Origin of the sequence: Agrobacterium sp. ES01 (assembly GCF_050320885.1) — a bacterium.
GTDB lineage: Bacteria > Pseudomonadota > Alphaproteobacteria > Rhizobiales > Rhizobiaceae > Allorhizobium.
In genome coordinates this window covers 58,508-76,071 of record NZ_JBNQTH010000010.1, presented here as the reverse complement: position 1 = coordinate 76,071, position 17,564 = coordinate 58,508, and the positions used below count along the sequence as shown (strand labels likewise).

The window sequence follows — 17,564 nt, the reverse complement described above, 5'->3', positions numbered from 1 at the left end:
TTCGGCGTACGCGATTATACTGTTTCGGTCAAAAGCGCGCGCCAGCGAAATGGGCGATTTGAGCACCGGCTTCGTAGTAGTAGCCCTTCAGCGTCCTCAGCGACGCCGGGCGGACATCCGAGACCGGCAGCGGAAGATCCTCTTGTGAAATCTCTCCCGTGATATGGTGCGCCAGGGTCTTTCCGAACACCGTGCCGGGTGCGATACCGCGCCCGTTATATCCGGAAAAACCGATCACATTCGGCGCAAAGCGATGAAAACGCGGCAGTGCGTCAGACGTCATGCCGATGCGGCCATGCCACTCTGCTTCGAACTCGACATCGCCCAGGCCTGGAAACAACTTTTTCAGCGACCGCTTGGCCCAGGCACGATGGACAGAAAGACCGGTGTTGCGCAGCGCTCCGACGCTGCCGAACACCAGCCGGCCGGCGCGGTCCATCCGGAAGGAAGACAGAACCTCCTTGGTATCCCAGCACCCTTCACGCCCCGGCAATATCTGCGTCAACTGCCGCGCATCGAGCGGACGCGTTGCGAAATTGAAATAGGGAAGCGAGACCTGCTCATTGCGCACGCATTCCCAGGGACCGCTGGAATAGAACTCCGAGGCAACGATGATCCAGTCTGCAGTCACACTGCCGCCTGCCGTCGTCACGATCCATTGGTTGGCTGCACGCTCGAAACCGGCAGCGGCGCTGCGTGTGAACACCTGGGCGCCAGCGGAAATCGCCGCCTGCGCAAGCCCACGGACATAGGCAAGAGGCTGCAAAGTGCCAGCGCGTCTGTCGAGAAGAGAACCGGCATAGGCCGTGGTTCCAATGCGCTTTGCGGTCTCCTCGGCTGAAAGCAGGCTCACATCCGCACCCCGTGCTGCCCATTCGGCACAACGCTGCCGGATCTCCGCCAATCCGTCTTCGCCGACAGCGCAGTGCAGGGTCCCGTTCGTTTCGAGCTCGCAGTCGATCTGGTGCTTTTCGATGATCGAACGCACCAGGTAAGGTGCATTTCCCAGGAGATCGAGAAGACGCTCGCCGTGAACGGGGCCAAGGACACTGGGGATATCGGAGGGTAAAACCCACATTCCCGCATTGATCAGGCCGACATTGCGTCCGGCACCGCCAAAGCCAATTTCATTGGCCTCCAGCACGGCCACAGACTTGCCGGCCTCGGCCAGATGAAGTGCTGCCGAAAGGCCCGTATAGCCGCCACCGACCACGACGACGTCCGCTCGCAACTGATGACGCAACGCTTCACATTCGGGTGCCACCGGTGCGGTCATTTCCCAAAGCCCGTGAGAACGAGCGTCATTCAGCATGGCGGTCTTCCTAGAGTTCGACGTCGGATGACGAGAGCGCTGCAATCCTGCCGCGGCTGCACTTTCAAGGGCCATTCCGACAGAGGATGGCAGATCATTCCCCATAGCCCTCGAAAAATATTCAGCCTTTTGAAATTAGGGGAGGATTTTCCGGCGCTCCAGCGATATTTTCTCCAGAGTTCATTCCCTCGAGGTATAACATGCTGCCTTCACGGCGTTTCCTGCCTTCTCTGTCATTGCTGTCAGCCTTCGAGGCCGCCGCCCGCGCCGGAAGCGTGACCGCCGCTGCGCGCGAGCTCGACCTCACCCAGAGTGCCGTCAGTCGCCAGATCAAGGCACTGGAAAGCCAACTTGGCGTTGAACTGTTCCTGCGGGAGCGTCAAACCATACGGCTGACCGTCGCAGGCGAGAGCTATGCACGCGAAGTACGAGAGGCTTTGCGGCGTATTTCCAGCGCTTCGCTTGCGCTGCGTGCCAACCCGCATGGCGGCACCCTCAACCTTGCCATTCTTCCGACATTCGGTGCGCGCTGGCTGGCGCCACGGCTGGGAAAATTTCTGTCGAGCAATCCGGGGATCACGATCAACCTGGTGACCCGCATCGCGCCCTTCGATTTTCGTCTCGATTCCATCGATGCGGCCATTCACTTTGGCCAACCCATGTGGCCAGGCGGCGAACTGACCTTTCTGATGAAAGAGACAACCATGCCTGCCTGCAGTCCGGAGTTCAAGGCAACGCATGATCTCACCGAGCCTGCCGATGTGCTGAAGTTCCCGCTATTGCACCTCACCACCAGACCCGACGCGTGGGAGCGATGGCTGACCCATTGCGACGTGTCCCACGAGACGGTGAACGGCATGCTCTTCGATCAGTTTGCCACAGCAGCGCAGGCCGCAAAGGCGGGCATCGGCGTGGCGCTCCTTCCGGTCTTTCTCATTCAGGACGAGTTGCGACGCGGTGAACTGGTGCCCGCCATAGACAGGGCAATCGAAAGCAACGAACGCTATTATCTGGCTTTCCCCAAGGAGCGCGCGGACTACCCGCCTCTTGCAGCATTTCGCAAATGGATTACCAAAGAGATCGAGGCCGATGCAAACGCGCAGCTCGGGTGACAGTGAGGGAACCATGGATAGCAAAGGATCCCATGAGCGATCCGTCTAGCGGTCCACGAACACACCGCAGGTTCCATCATGCGAGGCTTGCCCTCGCCTTGTTGCTGATCTTCATCTCAGCCGTGACCATTTATGCCACCGCCAAATTTTCCGGGAACCAGGCCGCCGACGAAATCCGCCGGAAGTCCTTGGAGACCCTTGGGGTTCAGGCCGAAACCCTGTCGGGGGTCCTGGAGAAATACCGTCTCCTGCCGCCGCTGTTATCGCGCCAGAACGACATAGGACTTCTTTTCGATACATCCGAGACGTTGGAGAGCCCGGCTGCGCGCGCGGCAGCCAAGGCGGAGGAAATCACCGGCATGTCCGGGGCGCAGGAAGTTGTCTTCATCCGCGCGGATGGCAGTGTGCTTGCATCCGCTCGAGGACTCTTTTCCGGAGAGCCGCCCGGTAAGGCCACTCTGCTGGAAACTGCACGCCAGGGGCGCCTTGGCCGCGCCGCGGTGTCGATGGAATCCGGCAACCGTGCCTATGCTTTCAGTTCCGGCATTCGCCGCGACGGTCGCTTCGTCGGAATCGTCGCAATCTACGTCGAGTTCGACAGCATCGAGGCCACGTGGTCCCTCTCGACCGATCCGATCTTTGTCAGCGATGAGCGCGGCATTATCTTTCTGACCAACCGAACTGCCTGGCGATTGAAAAAAGTGGAAGACGTTCTCGACCGCGATGAACGCACGGGCTTCATGAAATTGCGTGAAACAACTCTGGTGCATACCGACTTGGTGCGGGACCTTCCGCTTCTGGGCTGGCAGCTTCATGTGCTCGGCGATATCCGCCCGGTTGAAAGTGCTGCCTATACCGGCGCTATCATCGCTTTCCTGGCATGCCTGTCGCTGGCGCTGATGGCAGCTTTCGTTCTGCATCGCCGCGAACTCTCCGTGATGCGCAGGCGCCGTGACCGGGCCACCGCATTGCGGCTTGAGCGCATCATAAGAGACCGCACCAAGGCCTTGAGCGACAGCAACCTTTCCCTGTCCAGGGAGGTGGAGGAGCGCCTGCTCGCGGAAGAAAAGCTCATGAAGACCCAGATGGATCTCATTCAGGCTGCCAAGCTCGCGGTAATCGGGCAGATGTCGACCACCCTCAGCCACGAGATCAACCAACCTCTGGCAGCCCTGAAGACCTATGCAGAAAACACCAAGCGTCAGCTGGACAAGGGACGCATAGACCATGCGGTCGAAAATCTCGGGCGCATCAGCGCCATGGTCGACCGCATGGCCGAGCTGTCAAGCGCACTCTTGTCTTTCTCCCGCAAGCCCGAAACAACCAAGGGTGCGATCGGCCTGGGTCAGGCCCTCGATGAGGCTCTGATCCTCGTCACACCCCGCGCGCGCAAGTGCGGCGTTGCCATAGAGCTCGATCCTCGATTGCGCGACGTCTCTGTCATTGGCGGTCGCGTTCGGCTCTCACAGGTCTTCGTCAACCTCATCACCAATTCCATCGACGTGCTGCAAGGCACACGCGGAGGAAGAATAAAGCTTGTGCTCGAACAGGCCGGAGAGAGGATTTCCATACTTGTGACCGACAATGGACCCGGCATCTCGCCTGAATTGAGACCGTCCATTTTCGATCCATTTTTCACCACGAAGGAAGTCGGCTCCGGCATCGGCATCGGTTTGTCCATTGCCTACAATATCGTCCATGATTTCGGCGGCGCTATTGATCTCGTCGACCGTGACGATCAAGGTTGCTCCTTTCTCGTAACGCTCGTTGCCGCATGACCGCGCTTGAAACGGATCGCCCCATGATTAACTCTTCCGGCTCGGCGCAGCCAATTGTGCACCTCCTCGACGATGACGACGATTTGCGCCACGCCCTGGCCCAGGGCCTTGAGCTGGAAGGTCTGCCCGTTTCTGTTCATGAACGGGCCGAGAGTGTCCTCAGCAGGTTGGGTCAGGAGGCCTATGCCGTCGTTGTCACAGATATCCGAATGCCCGGCATCGACGGACTGGAAGTGCTCAAATCCGCCCTTGCCATCGATCCAACCCTGCCGGTCATCCTGATCACCGGCCATGGTGACGTGCAGATGGCCGTCGATGCCATGCGGGCCGGCGCCTATGATTTTATCGAAAAGCCCTTTCAGGTCTCACGCCTCTATACCGTGATCGAGCGTGCACTGGAAAAGCGACGGCTGGTGCTTGAAAACAGGACGCTTCGCTCCGAGCTCGAAGGTCGCGATGAATTCGCGCTTCGGCTGATCGGACGGACACCCGAGATCACCAAGCTGCGCGAACAGATCGTCATGCTGGCAGACACCGATGTCGACATTCTGATCACCGGGGAAACGGGTTCCGGAAAAGAGGTGGTGGCCCGCGCACTTCACGATTTCGGCGGCAGGGTGAAGGGTAATTTCGTGGCAATCAACTGTGCCGCCATGCCTGCGGATATCATCGAAGCAGAACTGTTCGGCCATGAAGCCGGCGCCTTTACCGGCGCCCAGAAACAGCGCATCGGCAAGCTGGAACACGCCAATGGCGGGACGATCTTCCTTGATGAAATCGAATCGATGCCGCTTGATCTTCAGGCCAAACTCCTGCGGGCCATCGAGACCAGAACCGTCGAGCGGTTGGGATCGAACAAACCGATCGCGCTCGACATCCGCTTTCTGGCCGCGACCAAGACAGATCTCGGTGACGCCGGAAAGCGTGGCGATTTCAGGTCCGATCTCTACTACCGATTGAATGTCGTAACCTTGTCGATCCCGCCCTTGCGGGAGCGGCGGGAAGACATTCCCCTTCTTTTCTTTCATCTCGCACGCGAGGCGCGCGCGCGCTTTCGCAGGGAGATACCGCATCTGCCACCGTCACTGGAAATGCAGCTGATGGCCCATAATTGGCCAGGAAACGTGCGCGAACTTCGAAACTATGCCGATCGGTTCGTGCTGGGCATGTGGACTGGCTTTCCCAACGAGGGCGATGGTCCCGACGACGGTTCTGAAATCCATGGCGCCTTGGCCGACCGTCTGCAACGGATGGAAAAGGCAATTATTCTGGCGGAACTGACGCGCAATGATGGGGCATTGAAGCCCACCTACGAAGCGCTGCAGATTTCGCGCAAGGGTCTCTACGACAAGATGAAACGACTGGGCATCGAATATGACGAGCAGACTGACTGATGTTGGGTACCAAAATACCCATTCGCCTCAATTTCGTGTGTAGCCAACGACACATTGACAGCCCCCGCTGAAGGCCATCAAAGCCGCCTCTCAAAGCCAACAGTCTGTTTCCATACGTTTTTTCCGTTTCCCCCGAAACTGGCACGCCGCTTGCGAGCTAATATACAGCTTGGAGGTTGGGAGATCATCAGCGACATCAGCAGAACAATGGGGCCTTTTGGCCTCATCTCGCATGTGCGCTTCATTTTCCCCGACAGCTGGGTGAAGGCGACCGGAAGGTCTCCTGATACATCGAATGGGCATCATCGCCCCTGTGGAGGACAGATACAGATGAAAACACTTCTTTTGGCAGCCGTTTCGGCTTTGACAATCACCGCCGCAAGCTCGATCGCACAGGCGAGCGAATGTGATCCCGGCGAAATGGTGATCAAGTTCAGCCACGTGGTCGCGGCAACCGGACATCCAAAGGGTGACGCGGCAACGCTTCTGGCAGAGCGAGTCAACAAGGAAATGAACGGCAAGGCCTGCATGGAGGTCTTCCCGAACTCGACACTCTTCGACGACGACAAGGTGCTCGAAGCCCTGCTGCTCGGCGACGTGCAACTGGCAGCCCCCTCGCTGTCCAAGTTCGAAGCCTATACTCTGAAATATCGTCTCTTTGACCTGCCCTTCCTGTTCAAGGATCTCGCCTCCGTCGATCGCTTCATCAATAGCGAAGACGGCAAGAGCATCCTCAAGGTCATGGAGCCGAATGGCTATACCGGCCTCGGTTACTGGTCGTCCGGCCTCAAGCAGTTTTCGGCCAACAAGCCTTTGCTGATGCCGAGCGATGCCGACGGCCTGAAATTCCGTATCCAGACCTCCGACGTGGCCGAAGCCATGATCGAGGCCATGGGCGGTTCGGCCCAGAAGCTCGCCTTCAAGGAAGTCTATGGCGCGCTGCAGACCGGCGTCGTCGACGGTCAGGAAAACAGCTGGTCCAACATCTACACCCAGAAGTTCTTCGAAGTGCAGGATGGTATCACGGAAACAAACCATCAGCTTCTCGCCTATCTGCTGGTGACCTCGACGGACTGGCTGGAAGGCCTGGAGCCGGATTTCCGCGATCAGTTCATCAAGCTTTGCGAGGAAGCAACTCTGGCAGCCAACGCATCCGTGGCTGATACCGAAGCCAAGAACCGTCAGAACATCATCGATGCCGGCGGCGTGGTTCGCGAGCTGACACCTGAGCAGCGCAAGGCATGGGTCGACACCATGAAGCCTGTATGGACCCAGTTTGAAGGCGATATCGGCAACGACCTGATCGATGCCGCCGTCGCTGCAAACGACGCTTCCTGATCCCACAATCAGTCTCACCCGGCCAGTCGGTCCGGGTGAGGCTTTCCGGTTTCGAATTCTGCGGTTCGTAAGCGACCGCCGGGGGACATCATGGCTGCCTACTGGCCTTATTTCGCAATTCTTTTCATGATCGGCGGGCTATATCTCATCGAGCGACGTCATCCTGAAGCCGTAACCCGCTTCGAGGAAAACGTGCTCGCAGTGCTGATTGCCTCGATCACCATCATCTCCTTCGTGCAGGTGGTTGCCCGCTACGGCTTCAACAGCGGTTGGGGCGGGGCCTTGGAACTGACGCGGATCCTGTTTGCCTGGCTCATTCTCTTCGGCATGGGCTACGGCATCAAACAGGGCCTTCACCTTGGAGTTGATGCAGCAATCCGGCTCCTGCCGGCACGCGGTTTCCGCATTGCCGCACTGTTCGGCGCTCTGACCGGTGTCTTCTATGCCCTGATCCTGCTGTCATCCGACTGGCTCACCTGGTTCGGTGCTGACACCAAGGGAGGCGCAATCTTCTACTGGGCGCGCTTCTTCAAGGCCGGCATCGGTCTCGACGATCTGCGCTACCCGGTTTTCATTCAGGACATGTTCGGGCTCCAGGAACGCGTACAGCGCTGGATCGCCTATCTGATCCTTCCCATCGGTCTTGGGCTTCTGGGTTACCGTTCCCTGCAGGCCTTCGTTCAGGTCTGGCGCGGCGAACGTGAGTTGATGATCGCAAGCCATGAGGCTGAAGATCTTGTCGCTGAAAACAAAGATGCGCTGAAGGACTGACCGCGATGGAAATGATCGTACTTTTCTGCCTGTTGTTCGGGCTTCTCTTTCTCGGCGCCCCCGTCGCAATCGCACTTGGTCTGTCGTCGATCGTCACGATCGCCTTCTTTTCCAGCGATTCCATGTCGTCGATCGCGCTTCAACTTTTCACAGCCGCACAGAATTACACGCTGCTGGCAATTCCATTCTTCGTGCTGGCCTCTGTCTTCATGTCGACCGGTGGTGTTGCAAAGCGACTGATCCGCTTTGCCATCGCAACCGTTGGCCATTTGCGCGGTGGTCTCGCTATGGCCTCGGTCCTCTCCTGCATGCTGTTCGCAGCATTGTCCGGGTCGTCTCCGGCAACTGTAGTCGCCATCGGCACGATCGCCATAGCCGGCATGAGACAGGTGGGTTATTCCAAGGAATTTGCGGCCGGCATCATCGCCAATGCAGGAACGCTCGGCATTCTCATTCCACCGTCCATCGTGATGGTCGTCTATTCGGCCGCCACAGACGTATCCGTCGGGCGCATGTTCCTGGCAGGCGTGGTGCCTGGCATCATCGCCGGGCTCATGCTGATGATCGCGATCTACGTGTTTGCCCGCATACGCAACCTTCCGGCCGAACCCTGGAGGGGTTTCGGAGAGCTCCTGAACGGCGGCAAGGAGGCTGGCTGGGGTCTGTTCCTGATCATCATCATTCTGGGCGGCATCTACGGTGGTGTCTTCACGCCAACAGAGGCAGCCTCCGTCGCTGCGGTCTATTCCTTCTTCATCGCCCTCTTCATTTACCGCGATATGGGCCCGATAAAGAACATTCCATGGGTCAGCGAAACCGATAGCCGCAAGGCCAAGGTGGGGTTCTCAGCCCTTGTCTATGCCGTGTCGTTCTTCTTCGTCTGGATGATCTTGTCCTTCTTTGCGACGGACGGCGTAGACAGTGTTTATGTCACGTTCCACTTCAGGGCACTGATTGGCCTTATCGCAGCAATCGCAATTGCAATTTCCTATACCCTTTGGCGCGGGGACAACGCCGGCCTGGGCGCTTTGCCCGGATATCTTCTCGCCAGCCTGCCAATCTGGGGACGCAATTTGAGCCTGATGGGGCGGAACTTCTTCCGTGCCTTCTTCAACGACGAAACACGCAAGGCCACCGTGGATGCCGCGCGAACAACAGTGATGCTGATGTTCATCATCGTCAACGCGCTGCTCTTTGCCCATGTTCTCACCTCGGAACGCATTCCGCAGGTGATCACCGAAGTGATGGTGAATGCAGGCTTTACCTGGTTTACCTTCCTGATCGCCGTCAACGTTCTGCTTCTCATCGGCGGTCAGTTCATGGAGCCGTCGGGGCTGTTGCTGATCGTCGCTCCGGTGGTGTTCCCGATCGCAATGGAACTGGGTGTGGATCCGGTGCATCTCGGCATCATCATGGTGGTCAACATGGAAATCGGCATGATCACGCCACCGATCGGCCTGAACCTCTTCGTGACATCCGGCATCACCGGCATGAGCCTCGTTCAGGTGGTCAAGGCGGCCATGCCGTTTGTCGCAGTGCTCTTCGCCTTCCTGATCCTTGTCACCTATGTGCCGGTGATTTCGACTTGGCTGCCATATGCCATGATGGGCCCGGAGATCGTCACGCGGTAGGGTCGTCTGGAGGGCTGAGATGAAAGCGAAATCGGGCCGCAAAATCTGCGGCCCTCTTTTATGAGCGCTGCGCGGACAGCCGACGCAGCATTCCCCGAGCGGCGGCACGGCCGCTGGCAAGACATGCCGTCAGCAGATATCCTCCTGTGGGCGCCTCCCAATCGATCATCTCGCCGGCGACAAATATGCCGGGTAACTCTCTCAGCATATAGTCCTGATCGACCGCGCTCCAGCACACGCCGCCGGCAGATGAAATGGCTTCCGCGATCGGACGCGGCGCGTCGACTGGTATGGAAAGCGCCTTGATCCGGGCCGCAAGAATGGACTGATCGCTGCGCTCCGCCTCCGTCAACAGCTCACGTAGCAAGGCGACCTTGACCCCGCCGAGCCCGGCTGCTTTTTTCAGTCTGGTGGCAAAGCTGGCCTTGGGGCTCTGGCGTTCAAGATCATGTTTTAGACGCTCGATGGAGCGCCCGGGGGTCAGGTCCACCACCATCGCTGCCTCACCCTTTGATCTCAGCCTGTCGCGCAGCGCAGAGGAATGGGCGTAGACAAGGCTTCCCTCGATACCGTGCTGCGTGGCGACGAACTCGCCTGGGAAACGGCCTGCATCAGAACGCGCCTCCACCGATTTGATCGGCGCACCGGCAAACTTCTCCCGGAAGAGCGGGCTCCAGCTGACATCGAATCCGCAATTGGCAGGCTGAAAAGCCTGCACTGCAACGCCCTTGCCGCGCAACCAGGGGATCCATGACGCGTCCGAACCCAGACGCGGCCAACTGGCACCACCAAGTGCCAGCAATGTGCTCCCGGCTGAGACCACACGGACACCTTCCATCGTGTCAAATGCCAGTCCGCCCTCGCAGAAACCTGTCCACCGATGGCGCGTGCGGATCGCCACGCCTTGGTCCTTCAACCGACCGAGCCAGGCGCGCAACAACGGCGATGCTTTCATGGCCCTCGGGAAAACACGACCGGATGAGCCGACGAATGTCTCTGTCCCGAGGTCAGCCGCCCACTGGCGAATATTATCAGGTGTAAAATTCCGGATCGCGGGCGCCAGATGCTCTTCGCACGCAGAAAACCGCTGGAGAAATCGCGGCAGTTCTTCGGAATGGGTAATATTGAGACCGGACTTGCCGGCAAGCAGGAATTTGCGCGCCACGCTGGGCATGGCGTCATAGACCGTCACTTGGCGGCCTGCCGATGACAGGACCTCCGCTGCGGCAAGACCCGCTGGTCCACCGCCAACGATTGCAATCTCGTCTGTTGGCATTTCACTATCGCCGATTTACACGTTGAGAGGACGTTGCCTTAAACTATCCGCCGTGCGTGCGATAGTGCAGCGCTCAAGGCGTGACAGAAGCTCGGCGAGATCAATGCGAGCGAGATCTGGAACCCGTTTCGCATCCAGAATTGTTTGAAGACAATGGGACGGGCATTCAGTGCAGCGTATCGCCTGCAATTTCGTCCTTCAGGATACGCAGCGCTTCGTAAAGCGCTTCCACCAGATGGTCGGTCAATTGGTCGGCGTCAAATTCGCCAATCTGCGCAAGTAGCGCGAATTCGCGGTCCGCAACGCCCTGTTCGCTTTCAATCGACATATCATTGTCCCTCTCGTCTGTCCCGCATCATTCGGTAATGGCGAAACGATATCGTCGCCGGCTTGCCTATAGCTTGCGGGATGGCTACTCCCTGACACGCGAAGAAAACGACACGCCAAGACAGCGGATGCCGAAGCGAACATGCCCAAGAAAAAGAAGAAGTCGCCCTTGGAAAAACTGACCCAGGCCTGGACAAAGGCAAGCTCCGATGAACGCCAGCAGTTTCTCGACTTTCTGTCCGGGCAGGATAATGGCAATGGCCTTGTCGGCAGCAATCCAAAAACCGCCGCTCCAATCGCAACCGGGCGCTATCTGACCCGCGAGACGATTGCGGAAACAGAATACCTGATGCGGGAACGCAATCTCGATATCGCCACCCTCTCCGCAGAGTTCGGCCTTGACGAAAATGACCATGCCCTGCACCGAGCCCTGAAACACGGCTATCCCTTGAGACTGGTGGTCGTGAAAACCCTGCAACTCTGGCTGACAAAGAACACCCGATCGCGACCGCCTTTCCCGTGATGCGGCGCCCCATCCCTCTTGATCTGCGCGACCGGGACCAGGTTCAAAAACGCGCATCTCCCGTCGACATGTTGCGACAAAAATAATAACTTGACGCAATTAGTCATCTATAAATATATAGCACCGCTATCTTTATTCGTATCATACCGGGGCTCTATAATGCGTTTCAGTTCATTTCATTCGCGATTCAGGACATTTTCCACTCTCTTGGCGGTGACGACCGCGATGACAAGCCCTGTGCTTGCTCAGGAAGCCAACAGCGATGAGACTGTACTGCAGACCATTCTCGTCAACGGCAAGACGGCGGAAAAGAAGGGATTCGTCGCCAGGACCGCCAACAGCGCGACGAAGACAACGACCGACATCGATCGGGTGCCGCAGTCCGTTTCGGTGGTCACCCGCGATCAGATGGATGCCCAGGGTGCCGACAGTGTTGGTGCAGCCCTTCGCTATACGCCGGGCGTCAGAAGCGAGGCCTATGGGGTCGATACGCGCTATGACTGGTTCTTCATGCGCGGCTTTAGCGCCCAGGATAACGGCCTCTATCTGGATGGCCTGCAGCTGCATTCGCAATCTTACGCCAATTTCCGCGTCGATCCATACGGTCTGGAACGCGAGGAGGTACTGCTGGGGCCAAGCTCGTCGCTGTTTGGTGCCGGCAGCCCGGGCGGGTTGATCAACCTCGTGTCCAAGAAGCCGGAAGACGAGGACTTTACCGAGCTGTCGTTTATCGGCGGCGTGCCGCAAAGCGGCAGCGTTGCAATCGATGTCAATCGGGTCCTCAACGAAGACGGAACACTGCTCGGTCGACTGACGGCTCTTGGCCGGCTCGGCGAGACACAGGTCGACAATGTCGACGACGACCACGTCTTCATCGCACCGTCGCTGACCGTCAAGCCGGACGAGGACACCCGGATCACGATCATGGCCAAGGTGCAAAAAGACAAGACCGGCACAGCGACCAGCTTCCTGCCCTATGGTGCGTCGGTCGGTTCGGCCTCCTTCGGACGCATCCCCACGGATTTCTTCACCGGCGACACCGATTTCGACAGCTATGAGCGCGACCAGCTGATGCTTGGCTACGAGATCGAGCACACATTTGACAATGGTCTGAAGTTTTCACAGAACACGCGCTATTCCCGCGTCTCTACCGATTACGAAACGCTCTATGGCGTGGGTCTCGCCAGCAGCTATTTTTCCACCTATCCGGACACGCTGTTGCTCCGTCAGGCTCTGGTCGCCGATCAGACTGTGGGGACCTTCCAGACGGACAACCATCTCGAAGGCAACTTCAACACCGGGACGATGCATCACCATGTTCTGGCAGGGCTCGACTATAGCTACGAGGATTTCGACAACAAATATGGCTTCGGAAACGATCCGAGCGGCAATTATTATGCTCTGGACCTGACCAACCCGGTTTACGGCATCAGTGTCACCACACCGGATTACACGACAAATGCTCGCACCAGAACCCACAGGCTGGGACTTTATATTCAGGACCAGGTCGACGTGACCGACAAGCTCGACCTGACAGCCGGCCTGCGTCAGGACTGGGTTTACCAGGAGACGGAAGATCGAATTGCGAACACGGAGTCTTCCAACCACGACTCCGCGCTGACGGGGCGCATCGGGGCCAGCTATGAGCTGTTTTCAGGTTTCCGTCCCTATGTGAGCTATTCGACATCCTTCAATCCGCTCACCGGGGCAGATGTCAACCGCAATGCATTCGACCCGGAGACCGGCAAGCAATATGAAATTGGTGCCAAATACCAGGATCCGGAAGGGCGCTTCCGCCTGACCGCTGCCTGGTTCGACCTGACGCGCCAGAACGTGCTGACAACTGATCCAGCAAACGCGGCCAACAAGATCCAGACGGGTGAAGTCGAATCACGCGGCATTGAGTTGCAGGGCACGGTAAGTGTGGTTGACGGCTGGGACATCTTGGCTTCTTTCACCAATTACGACTTGGAGATTACTCGATCTGAAAATGACGACCAGGGGATGACGCCGATCGGCGTGCCCGAGCGCATGGCCTCGCTTTGGGTCAGCCATAGTTTCACTGACAAGCTGGAAGGATTGCGCATAGGCGCGGGCGCCCGCTATGTCGGCAGGTCCTATGCAAATGGAGCCAATACGCTTGTCGTGCCAAGCTATGTGGTTGCCGATGCCGGTATCGGTTACACCTACAAGAACGCGGATATTTCCCTTAATGTGAGCAACCTGTTCGACAAGCACTACGTCGCTGCCTGTGCCGGTGATAAGGCTTGCTACTACGGAGAACGGCGGTCGCTACAGGCGAAGCTGACATTCAAATGGTAACACTGGCTTCATTTGCGAAGACGGCAGCCCAGGGCAAGGGGGTATCCCCCGGCACCCTGGGTTTTGCCGTCGATGGCCTGCACTATGTCCGCGACGGTCGGACGATCCTCAGGGATATCAGCTTCGGCGTTGAGCCGGGCCAGGTTCTTAGCATTATCGGGCCAAACGGAGCCGGCAAAAGCACGTTGATGAAAATGCTCGCCGGCGAAATCCGACCGGATCAAGGTCGTGTAGACTTTCTGGGAAAACCACTGAGCCACTGGCGTGGCCGGGGGTTTGCCCGCGAAGTGGCCTATCTGCCGCAAACCCTGCCCGCAAGCGACAACCATTCGGTGCGTGAACTGGTCGCGCTGGGGCGTTATCCCTGGCACGGCCCGTTGCGACGCATGTCGCCTGACGATCGTCAGGCGGTCACGCTCGCACTGGAAGAAACCGATTCCATGCGTCATGCCGACCGGCTGGTCTCAACTCTTTCCGGCGGGGAAAAGCAGCGCGTCTGGATTGCCATGGTGCTGGCGCAGGCCCGACGTTTTCTGCTGCTCGATGAACCGACATCGGCACTGGACATGGCACATCAGGCCAGGACATTGGAACTCTTGAGGCGGATCGCCCATCAGCACGGCATCGGCGTCGTCTTGATCGTTCACGACCTCAATATCGCAGCCCGTTTCTGCGACCGCCTGATGGCTTTGCGCGACGGCCAGCTTGCCGCCATCGATACGCCACAGCAGGTCATGTCTGCGGCGACGCTGACGAAAGTATACGACATTCCCATCGAGGTGTTTACGCATCCCGCAGATGGACGACCTGTTGGATATATCGCGTGATCAGACGTCTTCTATCTACGATTTTGTGTTGGCTCTGTCTGAATATTGCGTTCGACGCCGTTGCGGGTGCGCGAGAGCCGTTGCGCGTTGTGCCCCTGGATTGGGGTCTGGCATCCACGCTGTTTGCACTGGGCGTGGATGTGCCGGCGCTTGCGGAGAAAAAGGGCTATGCAGACTGGGTTGGACAGGAGAACCTCTCTGACGACATCGTGGATCTTGGGCTGCGGCTGGCACCCGATATGGAGCGATTACGCGGCATAGACCCCGATCTGATCCTGATCTCACCGCAATTTTCCAGCATCGCTCCCCGGCTCGAGACAGTGGCGAAAACAAAGGTCTTTGCCACCTTTACACCCGACAAGACGCCTTTGGACAATTCGATCCGCATCACGCGCGAACTCGGCAGTCTTCTGAATACCGGCGCGCGCGCCGAACGCCTTGTTGGCAGCACCGAAAAGGCATTGGAAGATTTGCGCCAAAGCCGGCTGAACGCATCAGCCACCTGCGCCGTGCTGATCGTGAACTTCGTCGACGAACGGCATATCCGTGTCTTTGCAGATGGCAGCCTCTACGGAGATGTGCTGAAGGCCGGCAATATCGACAATGCCTGGAAACGCCCGACCAATTACTGGGGCTTCAGCACAGCACCGGCAAGCGCATTGCTTGATTATCCCGACGCAATGCTGATTGCCGTGGGGCCGACCCCGTTGCCCGTCGCGCGCATTCTGGACGCCGCGGACGGCAGTCATGCCCGCAACAATCTTCTCGATCATTTACCCTCTGTCGCGAAAGGGCGCTTGCGCATGCTTCCGCCCATCTGGTCCTTCGGTGGTTTGCCCGAAGCGAAAATCCTGGCCGAAGCGTTGACTGCGGCAACCCTGCCGGATTGCCCTCATGAATAGTTCGAAGCACACGATCCTGCAGGCCTGGCCGCTGCTGGTCCTTTTGGCACTGCTGGTTTTTCTGGTCGATGCCAATGCAAAGGCAATCGGCGGCGCAGCACTGTGGATGCCCTTCGGTTCGGGCGATGCCGCCGAGACAGCATCCTCGATCCGGATGAGCTATGTCTATTTGCCGCAATTGGTGATGGCGCTGATAGCCGGTGCGGGATTGGGATTTGCAGGTGGTGTTTTCCAGCTCAGCCTTCTCAATCCACTGGCCTCGCCTTCCACATTGGGGGTCTCGGCCGGAGCGCAACTGGCACTCACCCTTGCCTTGTTGCTTGCACCGGAACTGCATGCCGATCATGCCTTTGCAATCTCGCTTATGGGCTCATTCCTTGCCTGGGGACTGGTCGCTTTGATCAGCGGACGCAAACTCGAAGACCCGCTGACGCTGCTGCTGAGCGGTATGGCCGTCAGTTTCACACTCGCCGCCGTCACCACATGCCTGTTCATTCTCAAGGATCACTATCTCAACAGCATGTTCATCTGGGGCGCCGGCGATCTGGCACAAAACGGCTGGGACGGTGTGCGCTTTCTGGCACCGAAGCTGCTGGTTGGTGCGGCAATTGTGCTGGCAATGGCGCGGCCCTTGTCCCTTCTCGGTCTCGGCAGCGGTGTTGCCCGTTCCGCCGGAGTGTCCGTCGGCTGGTCGCGCGCCATTCTGCTGAGCGCTGCCATCCTCATCACCGCCGCCATCACGGCGACAATCGGCATCATCGCCTTCGTCGGACTGGCAGCACCGCATATTGCGCGGATGATCGGCGCGCGTCGGGTGGTCCCGCAGCTCCTGCTTGCAGCCCTCATGGGAGCTTTGCTTCTGGGCGTCACCGATCAGGCACTGCAGTTCCTGCTGAAATCTCTGGCCGCCTTCCTGCCAGCCGGTGCCCTTGCCGGACTGCTGGGCGCACCCTTGATCCTCTACCTCTTGCGCAAGGTCACCGGGTCGCCCTTGCAGTCGGAGCATTCGCTTTGGTTGCGCAGCCGTGTAAATCGCGACAGGGCTGGCCAATGGGCAATTGTCGCCGCCTGCGGTCTGGTCCTTCTTGCCTGTATTGCCGCCGCACTGTTCGTTCCCAGACTGGAGATGTCGCTGGTTTTCGACTGGCGCGCGCCTCGCGTCCTGACGGCTCTGCTCGCGGGCTGCGCACTTGGATGTGCCGGCTGCCTTGGGCAGCGGCTGCTGGCCAATCCCATGGCAAGCCCGGAAAGCATGGGCATATCCGCCGGTGCCATCATGGGAACGATCATCGTCATGCTGATCCTGCCAACCGCCGGCACCGCCGGCCAGACGGCCGGCGCCCTTACCGGAGCCATCATCGTCTTGCTCGCCGTTTTGACCTATGGTCGGCGACAGGATTTCGATCCTCGCCGCCTCATCCTGGTCGGTATCGCCATCACGGCGATTGCCGATGCCACGATCCTGATTTTCTTCGCCACAGGCGATCCAAGGGTCAGTCAGATCCTGGCTCTGATGTCAGGCTCGACCTATCGGGCCTCCTATACGCTGCTCAGCATTCCAGCTGTTCTCGGAACTGTTGGCGCATTGATGGTCTTGCCGGCGCTGCGCTGGCTGGACATCCTGCCGCTTGGCAATGCAACCGGGCGTGCTCTGGGCATGCCCTTGGCACGTGCCCGCCTCGTCATCATTCTGGCGATGGCCTTGTTGACGGTGGCGGCAACGCTGTTGGTCGGTCCCATTACCTTCGTCGGTCTGGCCGCGCCGCAAATCGCCCGCGTGATCGGCTTGCGCTCAGTCGGCACCCATCTTGTCGGATCCACGGTTCTGGGTGGCAGCGTGATTGTGGCAAGCGATCTTGTCGGTCGCCAGCTGTTCACACCTTATGAGTTGCCAGCCGGGCTCCTGGCTATCCTGATCGGGGCACTAAGTCTTGCGCTTGCCCTGACGATCATGCGCTTGTCCGGCGCGCGACAGATAAAAATCTCAAATGCTGCGGATCAGAAAAGGCTGGCGGCTTGACCAGCCCTGCCGGTAACTGCGATTTGAAGGC

At 58.7% G+C, this 17,564-nt stretch carries 14 protein-coding genes; 11 read left to right on the top strand and 3 right to left on the bottom strand.

What is annotated here, in order from left to right:
- Positions 1–28: 28 nt before the first annotated feature.
- Entirely contained in the window at positions 29–1,312 is a 1,284-nt protein-coding gene (locus ACQQ2Q_RS20890; RefSeq protein WP_428189073.1) for an NAD(P)/FAD-dependent oxidoreductase, read from the bottom strand.
- 200 nt (positions 1,313–1,512) lie between these two features.
- Here ACQQ2Q_RS20890 and ACQQ2Q_RS20885 point away from each other — a divergent pair, with 200 nt between their 5' ends.
- From ACQQ2Q_RS20885 to ACQQ2Q_RS20860, 6 genes are all read left to right on the top strand, one after another.
- Positions 1,513–2,424 (top strand): LysR family transcriptional regulator, encoded by a 912-nt coding sequence (locus ACQQ2Q_RS20885; protein ID WP_428189072.1) that lies wholly within the window; start codon positions 1,513–1,515, stop codon positions 2,422–2,424.
- Positions 2,425–2,456: 32 nt separating this feature from the next.
- Positions 2,457–4,202 (top strand): sensor histidine kinase, encoded by a 1,746-nt coding sequence (locus ACQQ2Q_RS20880; RefSeq protein ID WP_428189071.1) that lies wholly within the window; start codon positions 2,457–2,459, stop codon positions 4,200–4,202.
- A 23-nt stretch (positions 4,203–4,225) separates the two neighbouring features.
- Positions 4,226–5,596: a sigma-54-dependent transcriptional regulator gene (locus ACQQ2Q_RS20875; RefSeq protein ID WP_428189070.1), complete on the top strand. Its 1,371-nt coding sequence runs from the start codon at positions 4,226–4,228 to the stop codon at positions 5,594–5,596.
- 330 nt (positions 5,597–5,926) lie between these two features.
- Positions 5,927–6,934, top strand: a complete 1,008-nt coding sequence (locus ACQQ2Q_RS20870) for a DctP family TRAP transporter solute-binding subunit (RefSeq protein WP_428189069.1) — start codon at positions 5,927–5,929, stop codon at positions 6,932–6,934.
- Positions 6,935–7,024: 90 nt separating this feature from the next.
- Positions 7,025–7,705, top strand: a complete 681-nt coding sequence (locus ACQQ2Q_RS20865; RefSeq protein WP_428189068.1) for a TRAP transporter small permease — start codon at positions 7,025–7,027, stop codon at positions 7,703–7,705.
- A 5-nt stretch (positions 7,706–7,710) separates the two neighbouring features.
- The gene (locus ACQQ2Q_RS20860) at positions 7,711–9,336 is read left to right on the top strand and encodes a TRAP transporter large permease (protein ID WP_428189067.1); all 1,626 of its coding nucleotides are present in this window, start codon (positions 7,711–7,713) and stop codon (positions 9,334–9,336) included.
- Positions 9,337–9,394: 58 nt separating this feature from the next.
- Here ACQQ2Q_RS20860 and ACQQ2Q_RS20855 read toward each other — a convergent pair whose 3' ends face one another.
- Positions 9,395–10,612, bottom strand: coding sequence for a TIGR03862 family flavoprotein (locus ACQQ2Q_RS20855; RefSeq protein WP_428189066.1), 1,218 nt, complete (start codon positions 10,610–10,612; stop codon positions 9,395–9,397).
- 166 nt (positions 10,613–10,778) lie between these two features.
- Positions 10,779–10,940 (bottom strand): hypothetical protein, encoded by a 162-nt coding sequence (locus ACQQ2Q_RS20850; protein ID WP_428189065.1) that lies wholly within the window; start codon positions 10,938–10,940, stop codon positions 10,779–10,781.
- 141 nt (positions 10,941–11,081) lie between these two features.
- Here ACQQ2Q_RS20850 and ACQQ2Q_RS20845 point away from each other — a divergent pair, with 141 nt between their 5' ends.
- The 5 genes from ACQQ2Q_RS20845 (at position 11,082) to fhuB (ending at position 17,533) form a co-directional block, all read left to right on the top strand.
- Complete coding sequence (locus ACQQ2Q_RS20845; RefSeq protein WP_428189064.1) at positions 11,082–11,462, top strand: hypothetical protein; 381 nt, start codon at positions 11,082–11,084, stop codon at positions 11,460–11,462.
- Between the two features lie 225 nt (positions 11,463–11,687).
- The gene (locus ACQQ2Q_RS20840; RefSeq protein WP_428189063.1) at positions 11,688–13,784 is read left to right on the top strand and encodes a TonB-dependent siderophore receptor; all 2,097 of its coding nucleotides are present in this window, start codon (positions 11,688–11,690) and stop codon (positions 13,782–13,784) included.
- On the top strand, positions 13,778–14,611 hold the full coding sequence (locus ACQQ2Q_RS20835) for a heme ABC transporter ATP-binding protein (RefSeq protein ID WP_428189062.1): 834 nt from the start codon (positions 13,778–13,780) through the stop codon (positions 14,609–14,611). Before ACQQ2Q_RS20840 ends, ACQQ2Q_RS20835 begins: the two co-directional genes overlap by 7 nt.
- Positions 14,608–15,513 carry an ABC transporter substrate-binding protein gene (locus ACQQ2Q_RS20830; protein WP_428189061.1) on the top strand — a complete coding sequence of 302 codons (906 nt, stop codon included), beginning with the start codon at positions 14,608–14,610 and terminating at the stop codon, positions 15,511–15,513. Before ACQQ2Q_RS20835 ends, ACQQ2Q_RS20830 begins: the two co-directional genes overlap by 4 nt.
- Positions 15,506–17,533 carry a Fe(3+)-hydroxamate ABC transporter permease FhuB gene (gene fhuB, locus ACQQ2Q_RS20825; protein WP_428189060.1) on the top strand — a complete coding sequence of 676 codons (2,028 nt, stop codon included), beginning with the start codon at positions 15,506–15,508 and terminating at the stop codon, positions 17,531–17,533. Before ACQQ2Q_RS20830 ends, fhuB begins: the two co-directional genes overlap by 8 nt.
- Positions 17,534–17,564 lie beyond the last annotated feature (31 nt).

Excerpts from the sequence above, each read along its gene's own strand:
- ACQQ2Q_RS20890 (WP_428189073.1), bottom strand. The coding sequence starts at position 1,312 with ATGCTGAATGACGCTCGTTCTCACGGGCTTTGGGAAATGACCGCACCG.
- ACQQ2Q_RS20885 (WP_428189072.1), top strand. The coding sequence starts at position 1,513 with ATGCTGCCTTCACGGCGTTTCCTGCCTTCTCTGTCATTGCTGTCAGCC.
- ACQQ2Q_RS20880 (WP_428189071.1), top strand. The coding sequence starts at position 2,457 with ATGAGCGATCCGTCTAGCGGTCCACGAACACACCGCAGGTTCCATCAT.
- ACQQ2Q_RS20875 (WP_428189070.1), top strand. The coding sequence starts at position 4,226 with ATGATTAACTCTTCCGGCTCGGCGCAGCCAATTGTGCACCTCCTCGAC.
- ACQQ2Q_RS20870 (WP_428189069.1), top strand. The coding sequence starts at position 5,927 with ATGAAAACACTTCTTTTGGCAGCCGTTTCGGCTTTGACAATCACCGCC.
- ACQQ2Q_RS20865 (WP_428189068.1), top strand. The coding sequence starts at position 7,025 with ATGGCTGCCTACTGGCCTTATTTCGCAATTCTTTTCATGATCGGCGGG.
- ACQQ2Q_RS20860 (WP_428189067.1), top strand. The coding sequence starts at position 7,711 with ATGGAAATGATCGTACTTTTCTGCCTGTTGTTCGGGCTTCTCTTTCTC.
- ACQQ2Q_RS20855 (WP_428189066.1), bottom strand. The coding sequence starts at position 10,612 with ATGCCAACAGACGAGATTGCAATCGTTGGCGGTGGACCAGCGGGTCTT.
- ACQQ2Q_RS20850 (WP_428189065.1), bottom strand. The coding sequence starts at position 10,940 with ATGTCGATTGAAAGCGAACAGGGCGTTGCGGACCGCGAATTCGCGCTA.
- ACQQ2Q_RS20845 (WP_428189064.1), top strand. The coding sequence starts at position 11,082 with ATGCCCAAGAAAAAGAAGAAGTCGCCCTTGGAAAAACTGACCCAGGCC.
- ACQQ2Q_RS20840 (WP_428189063.1), top strand. The coding sequence starts at position 11,688 with ATGACAAGCCCTGTGCTTGCTCAGGAAGCCAACAGCGATGAGACTGTA.
- ACQQ2Q_RS20835 (WP_428189062.1), top strand. The coding sequence starts at position 13,778 with ATGGTAACACTGGCTTCATTTGCGAAGACGGCAGCCCAGGGCAAGGGG.
- fhuB (WP_428189060.1), top strand. The coding sequence starts at position 15,506 with ATGAATAGTTCGAAGCACACGATCCTGCAGGCCTGGCCGCTGCTGGTC.